Source organism: Paractinoplanes polyasparticus, assembly GCF_019710575.1.
Taxonomy (GTDB): Bacteria; Actinomycetota; Actinomycetes; order Mycobacteriales; family Micromonosporaceae; genus Actinoplanes; species Actinoplanes polyasparticus.
The window spans coordinates 100549-116620 of the sequence record NZ_JAHWFK010000050.1; the positions used below are offsets into that span (position 1 = coordinate 100549).

14 protein-coding genes are annotated in these 16072 nt (G+C 71.1%); 7 read left to right on the top strand and 7 right to left on the bottom strand.

Annotated features, from left to right (window positions below):
* Nucleotides 1-182 precede the first annotated feature (182 nt).
* From KXC43_RS39960 to KXC43_RS39980, 5 genes are all read left to right on the top strand, one after another.
* Nucleotides 183-1697 (top strand): sensor histidine kinase, encoded by a 1515-nt coding sequence (locus tag KXC43_RS39960; RefSeq protein WP_308129475.1) that lies wholly within the window; start codon nucleotides 183-185, stop codon nucleotides 1695-1697.
* The gene (locus KXC43_RS39965; RefSeq protein WP_221381455.1) at nucleotides 1694-2368 is read left to right on the top strand and encodes a response regulator transcription factor; all 675 of its coding nucleotides are present in this window, start codon (nucleotides 1694-1696) and stop codon (nucleotides 2366-2368) included. The genes KXC43_RS39960 and KXC43_RS39965 overlap by 4 nt, the downstream gene beginning before the upstream one ends.
* A 28-nt stretch (nucleotides 2369-2396) precedes the next feature.
* Nucleotides 2397-3236 (top strand): formate/nitrite transporter family protein, encoded by an 840-nt coding sequence (locus KXC43_RS39970; protein ID WP_221381456.1) that lies wholly within the window; start codon nucleotides 2397-2399, stop codon nucleotides 3234-3236.
* 94 nt (nucleotides 3237-3330) lie between these two features.
* Entirely contained in the window at nucleotides 3331-4380 is a 1050-nt protein-coding gene (locus KXC43_RS39975) for a glycoside hydrolase family 43 protein (RefSeq protein WP_221381457.1), read from the top strand.
* Nucleotides 4381-4462: 82 nt separating this feature from the next.
* Entirely contained in the window at nucleotides 4463-4648 is a 186-nt protein-coding gene (locus KXC43_RS39980) for a hypothetical protein (protein WP_221381458.1), read from the top strand.
* A 45-nt stretch (nucleotides 4649-4693) separates the two neighbouring features.
* Here the strand turns inward: KXC43_RS39980 and KXC43_RS39985 are convergent, their stop codons facing one another.
* From KXC43_RS39985 to KXC43_RS39995, 3 genes are all read right to left on the bottom strand, one after another.
* Entirely contained in the window at nucleotides 4694-5869 is a 1176-nt protein-coding gene (locus KXC43_RS39985; protein ID WP_308129476.1) for a serine hydrolase domain-containing protein, read from the bottom strand.
* 127 nt (nucleotides 5870-5996) lie between these two features.
* Nucleotides 5997-6572 (bottom strand): hypothetical protein, encoded by a 576-nt coding sequence (locus KXC43_RS39990; RefSeq protein ID WP_221381459.1) that lies wholly within the window; start codon nucleotides 6570-6572, stop codon nucleotides 5997-5999.
* 9 nt (nucleotides 6573-6581) lie between these two features.
* On the bottom strand, nucleotides 6582-7718 hold the full coding sequence (locus tag KXC43_RS39995) for a zinc-dependent alcohol dehydrogenase (protein WP_255645635.1): 1137 nt from the start codon (nucleotides 7716-7718) through the stop codon (nucleotides 6582-6584).
* A gap of 179 nt (nucleotides 7719-7897) precedes the next feature.
* On the opposite strand from KXC43_RS39995, the gene KXC43_RS40000 reads away from it, so the two are divergent.
* Complete coding sequence (locus tag KXC43_RS40000; protein WP_308129477.1) at nucleotides 7898-8716, top strand: DUF4142 domain-containing protein; 819 nt, start codon at nucleotides 7898-7900, stop codon at nucleotides 8714-8716.
* 118 nt (nucleotides 8717-8834) lie between these two features.
* Here the strand turns inward: KXC43_RS40000 and KXC43_RS40005 are convergent, their stop codons facing one another.
* The 4 genes from KXC43_RS40005 to KXC43_RS40020 form a co-directional block, all read right to left on the bottom strand.
* Nucleotides 8835-9173, bottom strand: coding sequence for a gamma-glutamylcyclotransferase family protein (locus KXC43_RS40005; RefSeq protein ID WP_221381461.1), 339 nt, complete (start codon nucleotides 9171-9173; stop codon nucleotides 8835-8837).
* The gene (locus tag KXC43_RS40010; RefSeq protein WP_308129478.1) at nucleotides 9173-9595 is read right to left on the bottom strand and encodes a rhodanese-like domain-containing protein; all 423 of its coding nucleotides are present in this window, start codon (nucleotides 9593-9595) and stop codon (nucleotides 9173-9175) included. Before KXC43_RS40010 ends, KXC43_RS40005 begins: the two co-directional genes overlap by 1 nt.
* 56 nt (nucleotides 9596-9651) lie before the next feature.
* Complete coding sequence (metH, locus tag KXC43_RS40015; RefSeq protein WP_221381491.1) at nucleotides 9652-13284, bottom strand: methionine synthase; 3633 nt, start codon at nucleotides 13282-13284, stop codon at nucleotides 9652-9654.
* Between the two features lie 174 nt (nucleotides 13285-13458).
* Nucleotides 13459-15126: a bifunctional 3'-5' exonuclease/DNA polymerase gene (locus tag KXC43_RS40020; RefSeq protein WP_308129480.1), complete on the bottom strand. Its 1668-nt coding sequence runs from the start codon at nucleotides 15124-15126 to the stop codon at nucleotides 13459-13461.
* 74 nt (nucleotides 15127-15200) lie between these two features.
* Here KXC43_RS40020 and KXC43_RS40025 point away from each other — a divergent pair, with 74 nt between their 5' ends.
* Entirely contained in the window at nucleotides 15201-16070 is an 870-nt protein-coding gene (locus KXC43_RS40025; RefSeq protein WP_221381462.1) for an NAD(P)-dependent oxidoreductase, read from the top strand.
* The last annotated feature ends 2 nt before the right edge of the window (nucleotides 16071-16072 follow it).

Sequence of the window (16072 nt, forward strand, 5' to 3'; positions counted from 1 at the left end):
TTGGCTCCGTTCCCTGCGGGGCGACGCGCTTCGCTTCATCCGGGGCGACGCGCTTCGCTTCATGCGGAGCGACGCGCTTCGCTTCATGCGGAGCGACGCGCCTCGCTTCATGCGGAGCGACGCGCTCGTGCGGGGCGCGATGCGTTCGGGCGGGACGATGCGACTACGGAAGGAGCGGAGGCGTGGGCAGGAGCATGAGGCACATGCACGGGCCGCCGATGCCGCCGTGGGCGCGCGAATACCGCACCGGGCGGTTCCACGGGTCGCCACCGATCCCCGGACAGTTCCGGGGGCCCGGCGCCGGCGCGGCCATCGGGGCCGGGCTGTTCCAGGCCCTGGGGGCCAAGCAGCAGGCCGGCGAGGGGCACATCCTCGTCGCCATGCGCCCGGCGCTCTACATCCTGCTCCTGGTCGGGCCGTTCGCCCTGCTCCTCCGGCGGCGCTACCCGGTCGCGGCGTTCGTGATCGCGACCGCGGCGTCGCTCGGCTTCGCCACGGTCGCCGAGCCGCACTGGTTCTGGACGGTCGCGCCCATCGTGGCGCTGTTCCAGCTCGGCTGCTGCGGGCGGCGCACCACCGCGTTCATCAGCGCCGGGGTCGCCTATGCCATCTACCTGCTGGTCTTCTGGGTCTTCGCCGGCCCCCTGTCTCTGCCCGGGGCGGTGCGGCCGGGGCTGCGCGAGGCGCTGCTGCTCGGTATCGCGCTGGTCGCGGCGATCTTCCTGGGCGGCATCGCCAAGATCAAGGGTGAGCAGATGGCGCAGATGGTCAAGGTGCGGGCCGAACGCGAACGGGCCGAGGAGGAACAACAGCGCCGCCAGGCCTCGGAAGAGCGGCTGCGCATCGCCCGCGAGCTGCACGACGTGATCGGCCACCACCTTTCGCTGATCAACGTGCAGGCCGGCGTCGGCCTGCACCTCATGGACAACCGCCCCGAGCAGGCCCGTGAGGCGCTGTCGGCGATCAAGACGGCCAGCTCGGAGGCGCTGCGCGAGGTGCGCTCGGTGCTGGGCGCCCTGCGCACCGAGGACGAAGCAGCCCCCCGCCAGCCCGCCCTGGGCCTGAGCCGCCTGCACGACCTGACCGCCGACGCCGGCCTTCCGGTCGAGACCAAGGTGACCGGCGAGGTGCGCCCGCTGCCGCCCGAGGTCGACCGGGCCGCCTACCGCATCGTCCAAGAGGCCCTGACCAACATCCGCCGCCACGCCGGCCCAGGCGCCACCGCGATGGTTTCGGTCGACTACCTGCCTACCGCCTTACACCTGGCCATCCGCAACGACACGGCCAACGCCCCGGCGCCGGCCGAGGGCGGCCCGCCCGGCACCGGAATCGCCGGCATGCGGGCGCGCGCGCAGAGCCTCGGCGGAACCCTGGAGGCGGGCCCGGTGCCCGATGGCTTCCTCGTGTCGGTGCTGCTTCCCGCGGTCGGCGACGGCGACGCGTCCCCGCTCGGCGACGCGGCCCGGCCCGGCGACGCGACCCGGCCCAACGACGCGACCCGGCCCAACGACGCGTCCCCGCTCGGCGACGCGGCCCGGCCCGGCGACGCGACCCGGCCCAACGACGTGACCCGGCCCGACGATGCGACCCGGCCCGGCGACGTGGCCCCGCCCGACGATGCGACCCGGCCCGGCGACGTGGCCCCGCCCGGCGACGTGGTGTCCGGGCGGATGGCGAGCGAAGGAGCGGTGGAGTGATCTCGGTGGTGCTGGCGGACGACCAACTTCTCGTGCGGGCCGGTTTCCGGGCCCTGCTCAATGCGGAACCCGACATCGAGGTGGTGGGCGAGGCGGCCGACGGGCTTCAGGCGGTCGCCCAGGCGCAGCAGACCAAGCCCGATGTCGTGCTGATGGACATCCGCATGCCCGGCGTCGACGGTCTGGAAGCGACCCGTCGCATCGCCGCCGACCCGTCGCTGTCCGGCACCCGGGTGGTCATCCTGACGACCTTCGAGCTCGACGAGTACGTCTTCGAGGCGCTGCGCCTGGGCGCGTCCGGCTTCCTGGTCAAGGACACCGAGCCCGTCGAGCTGATCCGCGGCGTGCGCGCCGTCGCGGCGGGTGACGGGCTGCTGTCTCCCGGCGTCACGCGCCGGGTGATCGGCGAGTTCGCCGGTGGCGCTCACGGCCGCTCGCCGGCCGCTCCACCGGCCACTCTCGACCAGCTGACCGACCGCGAGCGCGAGGTGCTGGTGCTGGTGGCCGAGGGGCTCTCGAACGACGAGATCGCGGCCCGCCTGGTGATCAGCCCGGCCACCGCGAAGACCCACGTCAGCCGCACGATGATCAAGCTGGGCGCCCGCGACCGGGCCCAGCTGGTCGTCTTCGCGTACGAGGCCGGTCTGATCCGCCCCGGCTGGCTGGCCTGATCGCCGCCGCGCCGGGTATGCGGCCGGCATGCCCGCCAAAGAACCCTCGGACATCGCCCACGCCGCCGTCGCCACCGGTGTCAAGAAGGCCGAGCTGCGCTGGGACAAGGTGCTGGTGGGGTCGTTCCTCGCCGGCGCGTACATCGCCTTCGGCGGCCTCGTCGCCATCGCCGTGTCCTCCGGTCTCGACCCGCGCACGTGGGGCAGCCTGCCCACCCTGTTCACCGGGACCGCGTTCACCCTGGGCCTGGTGCTCGTGCTGGTCGCCGGCTCCCACCTGCTGACCGGCAACATGCTTCTGGTGCCGATCAGCGCCATGCAGCGCCGGATCTCCAAGGGCGACATGGCCCGCAACCTGACGCTGGTGCTGATCGGCAATGTGCTCGGCGCCCTGTTCGTCGCCTACTTCCTCGCCGTTCAGACCGGGGTGATCGGCAGCATCGGCAGCGACGCGGGCACCTCGGGCGCGATGACCTACGACCGGCTGGCGTCGATCGCCGAGGCCAAGGCCGTGCACGAGAACAACTGGCAGGTGTTCCTGCGCGCGGTCGGCTGCAACTGGCTGGTCTGCCTGGCCGTCTGGATGTCGCTGGCCGCCGACACGCTCTCCGGCAAGGTCCTGGTCATCTTCTTCCCGATCATGGCGTTCGTCGCGATGGGCTTCGACCACGTCGTGGCCAACATGTTCTTCCTGCCGGCCGCGATCTTCGCCGGCGTCCCCGGCCTGGGCTGGGACGACACCTTGCGCAACTGGGCCTTCGCCTTCCTGGGCAACCTGGTCGGCGCGGTCGTCTTCGTGGCCACGTCGTACTGGTATCTCTACCTGCGCGACGAGCCCTCGGCCGAGAAGCCCCGCGAGCTGGCCTGATGCCCGTTTTCGACGATTCCTGCCTCTTTACGCGTTGACAACGCTGTAAAACGAGTCGGATTCTCGGGAGATCCCCCATCCCCCGGGAGTCCCCATGAAAAAGCGACACCTCGCCCTCGCCTCCGCGCTGCTGATAGCCGCAACGCTGGGCCTCGCCTCCCCCGCCGCCGCCGGGCAGACCTCGATGCGCGCGGCCGACCCCAGCGTGCTGCGCGTCGGCGGCACGTACATCTCGGTGCAGTCGACCGGTGGCGGCATCGCCGTCCGGCAGTCCTCGTCGACCGACGGGCTGGCCTCGGCCGCCGCCCGTCAGGTGTGGAGCGACACCCGCAACCTCGGTGAGGTGTGGGCGCCCGAGATCGCCACCGACAACGGCCGCTTCTACATCTACTTCTCGGCCGGGCGCGGCGCCGCGCACCGGATGTACGTGATCAGCTCGACGTCCGCCGACAGCGGCTACACGGCCGAGACGCGGATGGCCCTGCCCGACGACCGGTGGGCCATCGACGGCGCCATGTTCGTCTTCAACGGGCAGCGCTGGTTCGTCTGGTCGGGCTGGGCCGGCGCCACCAACGTGGAACAGAACCTCTACATCGCCCGGATGAGCAGCCCGACTGCCACCACCGGCGCGCGGTTCGTCATCTCGCAGCCGCGGGAGAGCTGGGAGCGCGTCGTCGGCAACCCGTTCATCAACGAGGGTCCCGAGCCGATCCGCGATCCCAACGGCCAGCTGCACATCGTCTACTCGGCCAACGGCAGCTGGAGCGACCAGTACTGCCTGGCCGATCTGCGGCTGCGGGCGGGCGGCGATCCCACGTACGTCTGGGACTGGTACAAGTCGAACGGCTGCCAGTTCGGCTCGAACCGGGCCACCATGATGGCCGGCTGGGATCCCACGCTCCACGCCAACGGGCCCGGCCACCACACGTTCGTGTTGCTCAACGGCGACATCGCCACGAGCCCGCCGGCCGGCCCGCGCTTCCCGGTGATGTATCACGCGGTTCCCAAAGGCACGCCGTACGCCTGGGAGAACCGCTACTGGTACACCGGGAGCTTCGTTTGGTGGGGCAACAGCACCTACACCCGAGCGAACGTCCCCGGCGCGACATCGACCACGGGCTTCGGCCTGAAGTTCTTCGAGTAGAAAAGCAATCACCGGTTCGGTTGATGCGCCGCCGGTTCCGGCGGCGCATCATGGTTCGTTCCTGGATCAAGAAAGTGTGCCCATGTTCAAGACCGCCGACGCCGAAGCCCGCCTCGCCACCGCGAACGAGATCGCCGCGCTGTTGCGCGCGCAATACGTCGCCAGCGGGGACCGCGCGTATCTGCACGCCGCCTCCATCGCCCTGAGCAAGGCGCGATCGGCGGGCTCCCCGCAACCCGACGAGCTGACGGCGGTCTTCGCCTCCTGAGAGTGTTCCCGGTGCTCACCTGCCCCGGCGAGCACCGGGAAACGTTCAGCAGAGGACGTCGTCGACGAGCCGGAGGATGCGGCTGTCCACGGCGGCCGACGGGGCCGCGTCGGCGAGCCCCGTGGTGCGATAGAGCACCACGGCCCGGTCGCCGACGCCCGAGACACCGTTGAAGGTGCTGGTGCCGACGACGTCACCGGGGTGTCCCCAGAAGCCGCCGCAGTCGTTCGGCACTTCGAAGATGCCCAGTCCGTACCGGATGCCGGGCACGATGTCCTGCATGCCGTCGGCGAGCACCGTCCGGTGCATCTGGGCGGCCTGCGCCGGCCGCAGCAGCTCGCCGCGCTGCACCGCGCGCCAGAAGCGGGTCAGGTCGGCCGTCGTGCTCACCATGCCGCCCGCGGCGCCGGCCGCTGTCGGGTTGAACTCGGTGACGTCGATCAACGGGTCGCCCGGGCCGAACTGCTGGTACGACCGGGCATGCGGGCGGGGCAGGGTGGATCTGTCCTGCGGGTACGACGTGTCGTGCAGACCCAGCGGGCGCAGGATCCGCGACCGCACCTCCGTCGCCCACGACCGGCCGGTGACCCGCTCGATGATCATGCCGGCCAGGATGTAGTTGGTGTTCGAGTACTCCCACCGCGCTCCGGGCCGGAAGCTCGGCTCGTGCTTCATCGCCAGGGCGACCAGGTCCGCCGGATCGTAATGGTCGAACCGGTGCGCCCGGTAGTCCTCGGCCGAGCCCAGCGCGGCCAGATCTTCGGTGTAGTTGTGCAGGCCACTGGTGTGCTGAAGCAGCTGCCGCACGGTGATCCGGCGCCCGTCGTTGCCGTTGCCCGACACCACGCCGGGCAGCCGGCGCTCGACCGTGTCGTCCAGCGACAGCCTGCCCTCACCGACCAGTTGAAGCACCACGACCGAGACGAACGTCTTGGTGTTGCTGCCGATCCGGAACCGGCCTTCGAGCGGCATCGGCCGGCCGCTGTGCCGGTCGGCCACCCCGCTGCGCGCCACGACGTTGTGGCGGCCGGCCGAGATCTCCCCTTGGGCGCCGACGATGCCCAGATCGCGCAGATCGTCGAGGGCGGTCTGCAGTTCGGAACGAGGCGAGACAGCCGCCGCGGCCGGAACAGCGCCTATCGCCGAGACGGCCAGCACGGCCGCGGTGGCCACCGCGGCCGCCCGGATCGCCGTACGCCGGTGTCGAGAATTCGTCTCCACGGGTCCCCCTGTTTCCACATCGGAACGAGACCTCAACGTACGAATTCGCGGCTCCGGCGGCCATCGTGCTGGCCCCCGTCTTTTTGGGGGTGCTGACCCCCGGGCGGCAGAACTGGCGAATCAGCTGTCAGCCGCGGGCCCGGCCGACGACGCGGCGAAGCACGGCGTACGCGAGACCGGCGCCCAGCACCCACGGCGCGGCCACGATGATCGGGTCGAGCGGGTGGTGGACCTTGTCCGCGCGCCGGCCCTCGCGGCGGGACCGCAGACCGTGCCGGGACCCCTCGGCGAGCACGCCGGTCTCGGTGACCGGGTTGTCGGGGCGGCGCGAGACGAACGAGCGCAGCGTGCTCTCCACCGCGTCGACCCGGTCCGAGGCGAGCAGCAGCAGCCAGTGCGCCGCCCGGCCCTCGCTGTATTTCGCGTACGAGTAGCGGCGGATCATGCCGGAGAGGCCCCGCGGCGGGCAGGAGGTGCCGAAGACCGGAGTCAGGAAGGCGTGCTCGATCGACCGCTCCCGCGGCGACAGCTCGGGCTGGCGCTCGGGGAACTCCCAGTGGGCCCCGCTGAACGTCGGATCGAACTGCTCCCGCGGCACCGACGGACGGTCCCGGGGGTCGAGGTCGGCGCCCCACCCGGGGATGCGGGCGCGCAACTGCTCGCTGGTCTCGGCCAGCTTGGGCTTGTCGGGCGTGTAGGCCATGGTTCCCCCTCAGGCGGACGGGACGATCAGCGGCTTGATGCAGCCGTCGAGCTTGGCCGAGAACATGTGGTAAGCCTCGGCGATGTGCTCGAGCGGGATCCGGTGCGTCACGATCTCGTTCGGCTTGAGATAGCCGTTGCGCACGTGCTCGAACAGCCGCGGCCACTGCCGCTTCACCGGGGTCTGGTTCATCCGCAGCGTCAGTCCCTTGTTCATCGCGTCGCCGAACTTGACGGCGCTGAACATCGGGCCGTATGCGCCCATCACCGAGATCGTCCCGCCCTTGCGAACCGAGTCGATCGCCCAGTTGAGCGCGATCGGCGAACCGCCCTGCAGCTTCAGCTTGGCCGCCGTCACGTGCTGGAGCAGGTTGCCGTCGGCCTCGGCCCCGACGGCGTCGATGGCCACGTCGGCGCCGAGGTGGTCGGTCAGCTTCTTCATGTGCACGACGATGTCGTCGTGCTCGGTGAAGTTGATCGTCTCGGCATGGGCGAACGTGCGGGCCTTGGCCAGTCGGTAGTCGAGGTGGTCGATCACGATCACCCGGCCCGCGCCCATCAGCCACGACGACGCCGCCGCGTACAGGCCGACCGGGCCGGCCCCGAAGACGACGACCACGTCGCCCTCCTTGATGTCGCCCAGCTGGGCGCCGAAGTAGCCGGTGGCCACGGCGTCGGTGAGCAGCACCGCGTCCTCCTCGTCCAGCCAGTCGGGGATGAGGGTGGGGCCGACGTCAGCGAAAGGCACCCGGACGTACTCGGCCTGACCGCCGTCGTAGCCGCCGGTGGTGTGCGAGTAGCCGTAGATGCCGCCGACCGCGGTGGCGTTCGGGTTGACGTTGTGGCAGTTCGAGTAGAGCCCCCGGGCGCAGAAGAAACACGTGCCGCAGAAGATGTTGAACGGCACCATGACCCGGTCGCCGACCGCGAGGTTCTGCACCGACGAGCCGATCTCGTCGACCACGCCCACGAACTCGTGGCCGAAGGTCGAGCCGACCCGCGTGTCCGGCATCATCCCGTGATACAGGTGCAGGTCGGAGCCGCAGATCGCGGCCCGGGTGACCCGCACGATCGCGTCGTTGGGGTGCTCGATCGAAGGCCGGTCCTTCTGCTCGACACGCACCCGGTACGGGCCGCGATAGACCATGGCATGCAAGGGAGCCTCCCGGTTGGTAAGTCCTTCAGCGGCCCTGGCTACCCGCCGCTACGGCAGGCAAACACGGCGTCGCGGGGCCGAAATCTGTGGACTTTCTTTGATCCGCGCGCGGGGTCCGGTCCGTATCAAGGCCCAGCAGGGGGTCCGCCGAGCAGTTGGAGGAAGTTGACGTGTCCGCCGTCGATCGCTTGTTCCGCCGGAACCGCCTGTTGCCGGGCTTGATGGTCGCCGCGACGGCCGTGCTCCTGCTCCAACCGAGCGCCGCACACGCGGAACCCGGAGTGCCGCTGCCGCCCAACGGGCTGATCTCCGACACCGGCGACGGCGACGTCGCCGCGGCCGACAAGGACTTCGCGGTCAAGGTGCGGCTGGCCGGACTGTGGGAGATCCCGGCCGGCGAGATGGCCCAGGAGCGGTCGAACAACCCGAAGATCAAGAAGATCGGGCGCGACATCGCCGACCAGCACGTCGTGCTCGACAAGATGGTCCGCGACGCGGCCCGCAAGCTGACCATCAAGCTCCCCGACAAGCCCAACGAGGACCAGCAGGGCTGGCTGGCCGAGATGCGCGACGCCGAGGGCGAGGAGTTCGACCAGATCTACATCGACCGGCTGCGGGCGGCCCACGGCAAGATCTTCCCGGCCATCGCGACGATCCGGACGAGCACCCGCAACGACACGATCCGCAAGCTGGCCCAGCGGGCCAACCAGTTCGTGATGACCCACCTGACCCTGCTCGAGAGCAGCACCCTGGTCGACTTCGAGTCGCTGCCCACCGCGCCGCCGCCGGCCGTGACCCCGGTCAGCAACAGCGGCGGCGGGGGCCCGGCGCTGGCCTCGTCCGGGTCGGCCACGCCGGCCTCGTCGTCGGTCAACCTGCCGCTGATCGGCGGCCTGCTGGCGGTGATCGTCGGCTTGGCCTTCTTCGTGGGCCGCAGCGTCCTCAGCGACCCCCGCCGCCGGCGCCGACGCTACCGATCCCGGTACTGAAAGCGTGCCGCTCTGGACGACAACTGGTTCCAGGTCGGGCTCTCGCTGACGCTCGCCTGTCTGTTCGCCGGCATGTGCTGGAGCGCCGCGGCCGCCCGGCAGCGGGCGCTCCGATATCTCAGGGGCCGTGACTGACGTACGCCCAGGCGGTGCCGCCGGAAGTCAGCGGCACCTCCAGGCGCTGGTAGTCGTCGACCTCGTAGTCGTCGGCGCGCAGCAGCTCGTCCTCGGTGAGCTCGAAGACCGAGCCGTCGACCGTGTCCTCGGGCGCGCCGGTGGCGACGAGAATCGGGTGGTGGGATTCGCCGCTGAGGGCGACCACCTCGGCGTCGGCGATCTCGAGCAGGTCGAGGCGGTAGCCGACGATGCTGTCGTTGCGGCCGTCCAATGTACGGCCGAAATTGGCTCTCTGCACGGCTGGGTCGCGCAGGGTTCCGTACGAGAAAAGCAGTGGCATCAGAAGCGCACGTCCTCGGGGCCGGTGGTCGTCGGCAGACCCGCGGCCAGCCAGGCCTCGACCCCGCCGGCAAGGTCGGTCGCGTTGCGCAGCCCGACCGCGCGCAGGCTGGCGGCGGCCAAGCTGGAGCTGTAGCCCTGCCGGCACACCACCACGATCACCCGGTCCGGGTCGGCCGCCTCGGGGATGCGGTGCGGCGACTCCGGATCGAGTCGCCATTCCAGCACCGTACGGTCGATGACAATCGCTCCGGGCAGCGAACCCTGCTGCCGGCGCTGCACGTCGGTGCGCGTGTCGATGAGCAGCGCACCGGCCGTGACGGCCGCCCGCGTCTCGTGGGGGTCGAGCCGGCGCAGACCCGCGCGCGCTCTCGCGAGCACGGCGTCCACACCGGTCAGATTCCGAAGATCGACAGTGGTCACGAGCCGATCATGCCTCAGCTCGTGACCCGGCGCGCCCGGACGGGGACGTAGCCAACTCAGCCGATCTCGTACGCCAGGTTGGGACGCAGCCAGCGCTCGACTTCGTCCAGCGGCATCCCACGGCGCCGGGCGTAGTCGGTGACCTGGTCCTTTCCGAGGCGTCCGACGGTGAAGTAGCGCGACCCGGGGTGGGCGAAGATCAGGCCGCTCACCGCGGCGGCGGGCGTCATCGCGTACGACTCGGTCAGCCCGACCCCGATCTCGGCCGTCCCCAGCAGCTCGAAGAGGTCTTTCTTCTCGCTGTGGTCGGGGCTGGCCGGATAGCCCAGCGCGGGCCGGATGCCCCGGAAGCGCTCGGCGTGCAGGTCGGCCAGGTCGGGCTGCGAGCCGGGCTCGAACCACTCGCGCCGGGCCTGCAGGTGCAGGTACTCGGCGAACGCCTCGGCCAGCCGGTCGGCCAGCGCCTTCACCATGATCGCGCGGTAGTCGTCGTTCTCGGCCTCGTACTGGGCGGCCAGGTCGCCGGCGCCGTGGATCGCGACCGCGAAGCCACCGAGGTGGTCGTTGTGGCCGGCCGGGGCGATGTAGTCGGCCAGGCAGCGGTTCGCGCGGCCGGCCGGCTTCTCGGTCTGCTGGCGCAGCATCGGGAACGTGACGCCGTTGCCGAGCACGATGTCGTCGCCCTCGCTGTGCGCCGGCCAGAACGCGTAGCGTCCCCGCGCCTCGAACGAGCCGTCCTTGATGATCTGGTCGAGCAGCTCGTTGGCGTCGTCGAACAGCTCGCGCGCGACCGGCTGCTCGAGGATCGCCGGGTACTTGCCCTTGAGTTCCCAGGCCAGGAACAGGAACTGCCAGTCGATCATCTCGCGCAGCTCGGCGATGGTCGGGCGCACGTCGCGGACGCCGGTGAAGGTCGGCGTGGGCAGGTCGGTGAAGTCGACCTTCTCGCGGTTGGCCCGCGCCTGCTCGACGGTCAGCAGCGTCTGCGCGCGCCGGTTGGCGTGCTGTTCGCGCAGCCGCTCCTGGTCGGCCCGGTTGGCGGTGTCGAGCCGGTCGGCCCGGTAGGGCTCGAGCAGGTCGCTGACCACACCGACAACACGCGAAGCGTCGAGGACGTGGACGGTCGAGCCGTCGTAGGCCGGCGCGATGCGCACGGCCGTGTGCTGCTTGGACGTGGTCGCACCGCCGATGAGCAGCGGCAGCTTGAGACCGCGGCGCTGCATCTCGGCGCCGACCGCGACCATCTCGTCGAGCGACGGGGTGATCAGGCCGGACAGCCCGACGACATCGGCGCCCTCGCTGATCGCGGTGTCGAGGATCTTGGCGGCCGGCACCATCACGCCGAGGTCGATCACCTCGTAGTTGTTGCAGCCCAGCACCACGCCGACGATGTTCTTGCCGATGTCGTGGACGTCGCCCTTGACCGTGGCCAGCACGACCTTGCCCTGGCCACGGCCGGTGTCGATCCGGCCCTCGAGACGCGCCTGCTCCTTCTCGGCCTCCATGAACGGCTCGAGATAGGCCACCGAGCGCTTCATGACCCGGGCGCTCTTGACCACCTGGGGCAGGAACATCTTGCCCGAGCCGAAGAGGTCGCCGACCACCTTCATGCCGTCCATCAGCGGGCCCTCGATCACCTCGAGCGGCCGGGCCTTCTGCTGCCGGGCCTCCTCGGTGTCGGCCTCGATGTAGTCGACGATGCCGTGCACCAGCGCGTACGAGAGACGCTCGCCGACCGGGGCCTCGCGCCACGACAGGTCGACCTCGCGCTGCTTGCCCTTGCCGGTGACGGTCGACGCGAACGTCACCAGCCGGTCGGTCGCGTCGGGGCGGCGGTCGAACAGCACGTCCTCGACCAGCTCGAGCAGGTCGGCCGGGATGTCCTGGTAGACGGCGAGCTGACCGGCGTTGACGATGCCCATGTCGAGGCCGGCCTTGACGGCGTAGAAGAGGAACGCCGAGTGCATGGCCTCGCGCACGATGTCGTTGCCGCGGAACGAGAACGACAGGTTGGAGATGCCGCCGCTGGTGCGGGCGCCCGGGCAGCGCTCCTTGATCAGCGGGAGCGCCTCGAGGAACGCCTTGGCGTACCCGTTGTGCTCGGCGATGCCGGTGGCCACGGCGAGCACGTTCGGGTCGAAGATGATGTCGTCGGGGGCGAAGCCGGCCTCGTTGACCAGCAGGTCGTACGCCCGGCCGCAGATCTCGACCTTGCGGTCCCGGGTGTCGGCCTGACCCTGCTCGTCGAAGGCCATCACCACCACGCCGGCGCCGAAGTCACGGATGCGGCGGGCCTGGGCCAGGAACGGCTCCTCGCCCTCCTTGAGGCTGATCGAGTTGACCACGCCCTTGCCCTGCACGCACTTCAGGCCGGCTTCGAGCACGCTCCACTTCGAGCTGTCGATCATGACCGGGATCCGGGCCACCTCGGGCTCGGTGGCGATCAGGTTGAGGAAGGTCGTCATCGCCTGCTCGCTGTCGAGCAGGTCGGCGTCCATGTTCACGTCGAGCAGGTTGGCGCCGCCGCGCACCTGGTCGAGCGCCACGTCGACGGCGCCCTGGAAGTCGTCGGCCTCGATCAGCCGGCGGAACTTGGCCGAGCCGGTGACGTTGGTGCGCTCGCCGATCATGACGAAGCCGGTGTCGGGACCGATCGCGAAGGGTTCGAGGCCGCTGAACCGCGTGGTGTCGGCGGGCGGATTGATCACACGCCGCGCCGTGCCTTGAACTCTCGAAGCGATTTGCCCGATATGCGCCGGGGTCGTGCCGCAGCAGCCGCCGACGATGTTGACCAGGCCGGCCGCGGCGAACTCCTCGAGGAGGGCGCCGGTCTGCTCAGGGGTCTCGTCGTAGCCGCCGAACGCGTTGGGAAGCCCCGCGTTGGGGTGCGCGGCCACGTAGACGTTGGAGAGGCGGGCCAGTTCGGCCACGTGCGGGCGGGCCTCGGTCGCGCCGAGCGCGCAGTTGACCCCCACGATCAGCGGCTCGGCCCGCTCGATGGAGCGCCAGAAGGCCTCGACCGTCTGACCGCTCAGCGTGCGGCCGGACAGGTCGACGATCGTCACCGAGATCCACAGCGGCAGCTCGGGCGCGACCTCGCGGGCGGCGGCGACGGCGGCCTTGGCGTTCAGCGTGTCGAAGATCGTCTCGATCAGCAGCAGGTCGACGCCGCCCTCGGCCAGGGCCGCGATCTGCTCGGCGTAGGCCGCCTTGACCTGGTCGAACGTGACCGCGCGGTACGCCGGGTCGTCGACCTTGGGCGAGAGCGAGAGCGTCACGTTGAGCGGGCCGATCGACCCGGCCACGAACCGGGTGCCCCCGGCCTCGTCGGCCGCCTGGCGGGCCAGTTGCGCGCCGCGGATGTTCATCTCCTTGACGTACGACTCCAGGCCGTAGTCGGCCTGGGCGATGCTCGTCGCGGTGAACGTGTTGGTGGTGGTGATGTCGGCGCCGGCCGCCAGATACTGCCGGTGGACGTCGAGGATCACGTCGGGCCGGGTGAGGATCAGCAGGTCGGGGTCGCCGGTGACGTCCTGCGGGTGATCGGGGCTGATCAGCTCGCCGCGGTAGTCCTCCGGTTTGAGCTTGGCGCCCTGCAGCATCGTGCCCCAGGCGCCGTCGAGCACCAGGATCCGCTCGTCGAGCAGGCGCTTGAGCTCACTGATGCGTGCCGCGCGAGTGTTGTCCACAGTTCTTTCCACACCGACCACCTCCGGTACAACGGAGGCGCCCTTGGTCGGTTTCCACCGAGCGAGCGTGGCGGGTGTCACCCCGTTGCAGCGCCTCTCGTCTCGGACCAACAAACTTACCCGATTTTCATTTCCCCGCCCCGCGCACCGCCAATGGGTGAGACGTGAGCGGCGCTACTTCGCCTTCGCGTACGCGTCGACGACGGCCACATCGAGCGGGAAGCGCACGGCGGTGTCGCCGAACAGCAGACGCCCGGCCGTCACCGCGCTCTCGTGCAGGGCCGCCACGACGCGATCGGCCTCCTCAGCCGGGCAGTGCACGACCACCTCGTCGTGCACGAAGAGCACCATCTCGGCCTTGCTGCCCTCGAGCGCGGTGCGCAGCGTCGCGAGCAGCACCAGAGCCCACTCGGCGGCGGTCGCCTGCACGACGAAGTTGCGGGTGAAGCGCCCCCGCGCGCGACCCGAGGCGCCGACGGGCTCCGCCGCCTCTTCGGGTGGATCGAGACCGGCATCGCGCCAGGACGCGGACGACGGCGGGCAGGTGCGGCCGAGCCAGGAGCGGACCAGCCCACCGGACTCGCCGATCCGGGCGGCCTGCTCGACGAACTCGAACGCCGTCGGGTAGTGCTTGCGCAGCACCGCCAGGGCGGGGATGGCGGCCCCGCCGGTCTGCCCGTACATGGCGCCGAGCAGCGCGACCTTGGCCTTGGCCCGGTCGCCGTCGAACGAATCGGTGGCGAGCGCGGCATAGAGATCGCCGGCCGCGGCCGCGGCGGCCAGCCGCCGATCACCCGAGACGGCCGCGAGCGCTCGCGGCTCGACCTGGCCGGCGTCGGCGACCACGAAGCGCCACCCCGGGTCGGCCACCACCGCCCGCCGCACCGACTTGGGCACCTGCAGGGCGCCGCCGCCCCGGGTGGCCCAGCGGCCGCTGACCACGCCGCCCGGCACGTATTCCGGCCGGAACCGCCCCTGGCTGACCCAGGAGTCGCACCAGGCCCAGCCGTGCGCCGTCCAGATGCGGTAGAGCTCCTTGTATTCGAGCAGGGGCCGCACCGCCGGGTGGTCGACGTTCTTCAGCACCCAGGCCCGCGTGTTGGGGATGTCGATACCGGCCCGGGCGAAGGCGCGCACGACCTCGGCCGGCGAGTCGGGGTGCAGCCCCCAGGCGCCGAAGGCGGCGTTGATCTCGGCCGTCAGCTCGGCCAGCCGGCGCGGCGGCCCGACCGGCTGAGGCGGCCCGAGCAGCTCACGCAGCAGTTCGTCGTGCAGATCGGCCCGCCAGGGCAGACCGACGTGCCCCATCTCGGCCCCGACCAGCGCCCCGGCCGACTCGGCCGCGACCAGCAGCCGGAACCGCCCGGGGTGCTCGGTCTGCGCCATGCGGGCGATCTGGTCGGCACAGACCTCTCGCACAACCTCGATGTCGACCGCCGCCACGGGCGACCCCGCGGACTCGAACAAGGCAGCCTGGGCGAACCCCGGCGGCTCAGCGATGCGGGGTGGGGGGTCAGCCGGAACCGGCAGACCGTGCAGACGTGCATGGGCGGCAGCCGGCGACCGCGGCTCGCCCCAACGCCCGGCGTGGCCGGAGAGCAGCGCCTCGGTCAGCTCGAGATCGTGGCAGCGGGCCACCCGCACCCCGGCTCGCAGCAGGCCCGGGTAGATGTCGGCCGTGGCCGGCCAGACCCAGCGAGGGTGGTCGGCGGCTTCCCGTTCGCCGATCGCCCCCGCCAGGTCGCCGACCTGCCGGACGGGCCCGGCGGCCGTGCCGTCGGCGCGCAGGTCTTGCAGGCGGCCCCCTCGACCGCCCGCCTCCGCCACCACCGCTGTCAGCACCCAGTCATTCTGTCCCGGGGGTACGACACTTTCCGGCGCGGATCTTCGCCGCTCGAGGGGGAAAGATGGGTTCCATGACCGAGACACTGACCGTGGGCGTGCTGGGCACCGGCATCATGGGCGCCGCGATGGCCCGAAATCTGATCAAGGCCGGGCACACCGTCCGCGTCTGGAACCGCAGCGCCGCCAAGGCCGAGCCCCTCGCCGATGACGGCGCCGTGGTCGCCCCGAACCCGGCCGAGGCCGTGCGGGACGCCGACGTCGTGCTCACCATGCTCTACGACGGGAATGCCGTCCGCGAGGTGATGAGCGAGGCCTTCCCGTCGGTCAAGGCCGGCGCCCTGTGGGTCCAGTCGACGACGGTGAGCCTGTCCGACGTCGACCAGCTGGCGGCCGAGGCGGGGCAGCACGGCCTCGCCTTCTTCGACGCGCCCGTGCTGGGAACGCGCCAGCCGGCCGAGGCGGGGCAGCTCACCGTGCTCGCCGCCGGTCCGGCCGCCCGCCGCGACCAGGTCACCCCGGTCTTCGAGGCAGTCGGAGCCCGTACGGTGTGGCTCGACCGGCCCGGCGCCGCGACCCGCCTCAAGCTGGTCGCCAACAGCTGGGTGCTGGCGCTCACCCACGCCGGCGCCGAGACGGTCGCGCTGGCCGAGGCCCTCGGGGTCGATCCCGACATGTTCTTCCAGCTCATCGAGGGCGGCCCGCTCGACAACGGCTACCTGCGGGCCAAGGTCGGCCTGATCCGCGCCGGCAAGTTGTCCCCGCCCGGTTTCGCGGTGACCACGGCCGAGAAGGACGCACGCCTGATCGCCGACGCCGGCCGGCAGCACGGCGTCCGCCTCGACCTGGCCGAGGCCGGGGCCGAGCGCTTCCGTCGTGCTGCCGAGCAGGGCCACGGCGACGAGGACATGGCTGCCACGTACTACGCGAGCTTCGAGAAGTAACC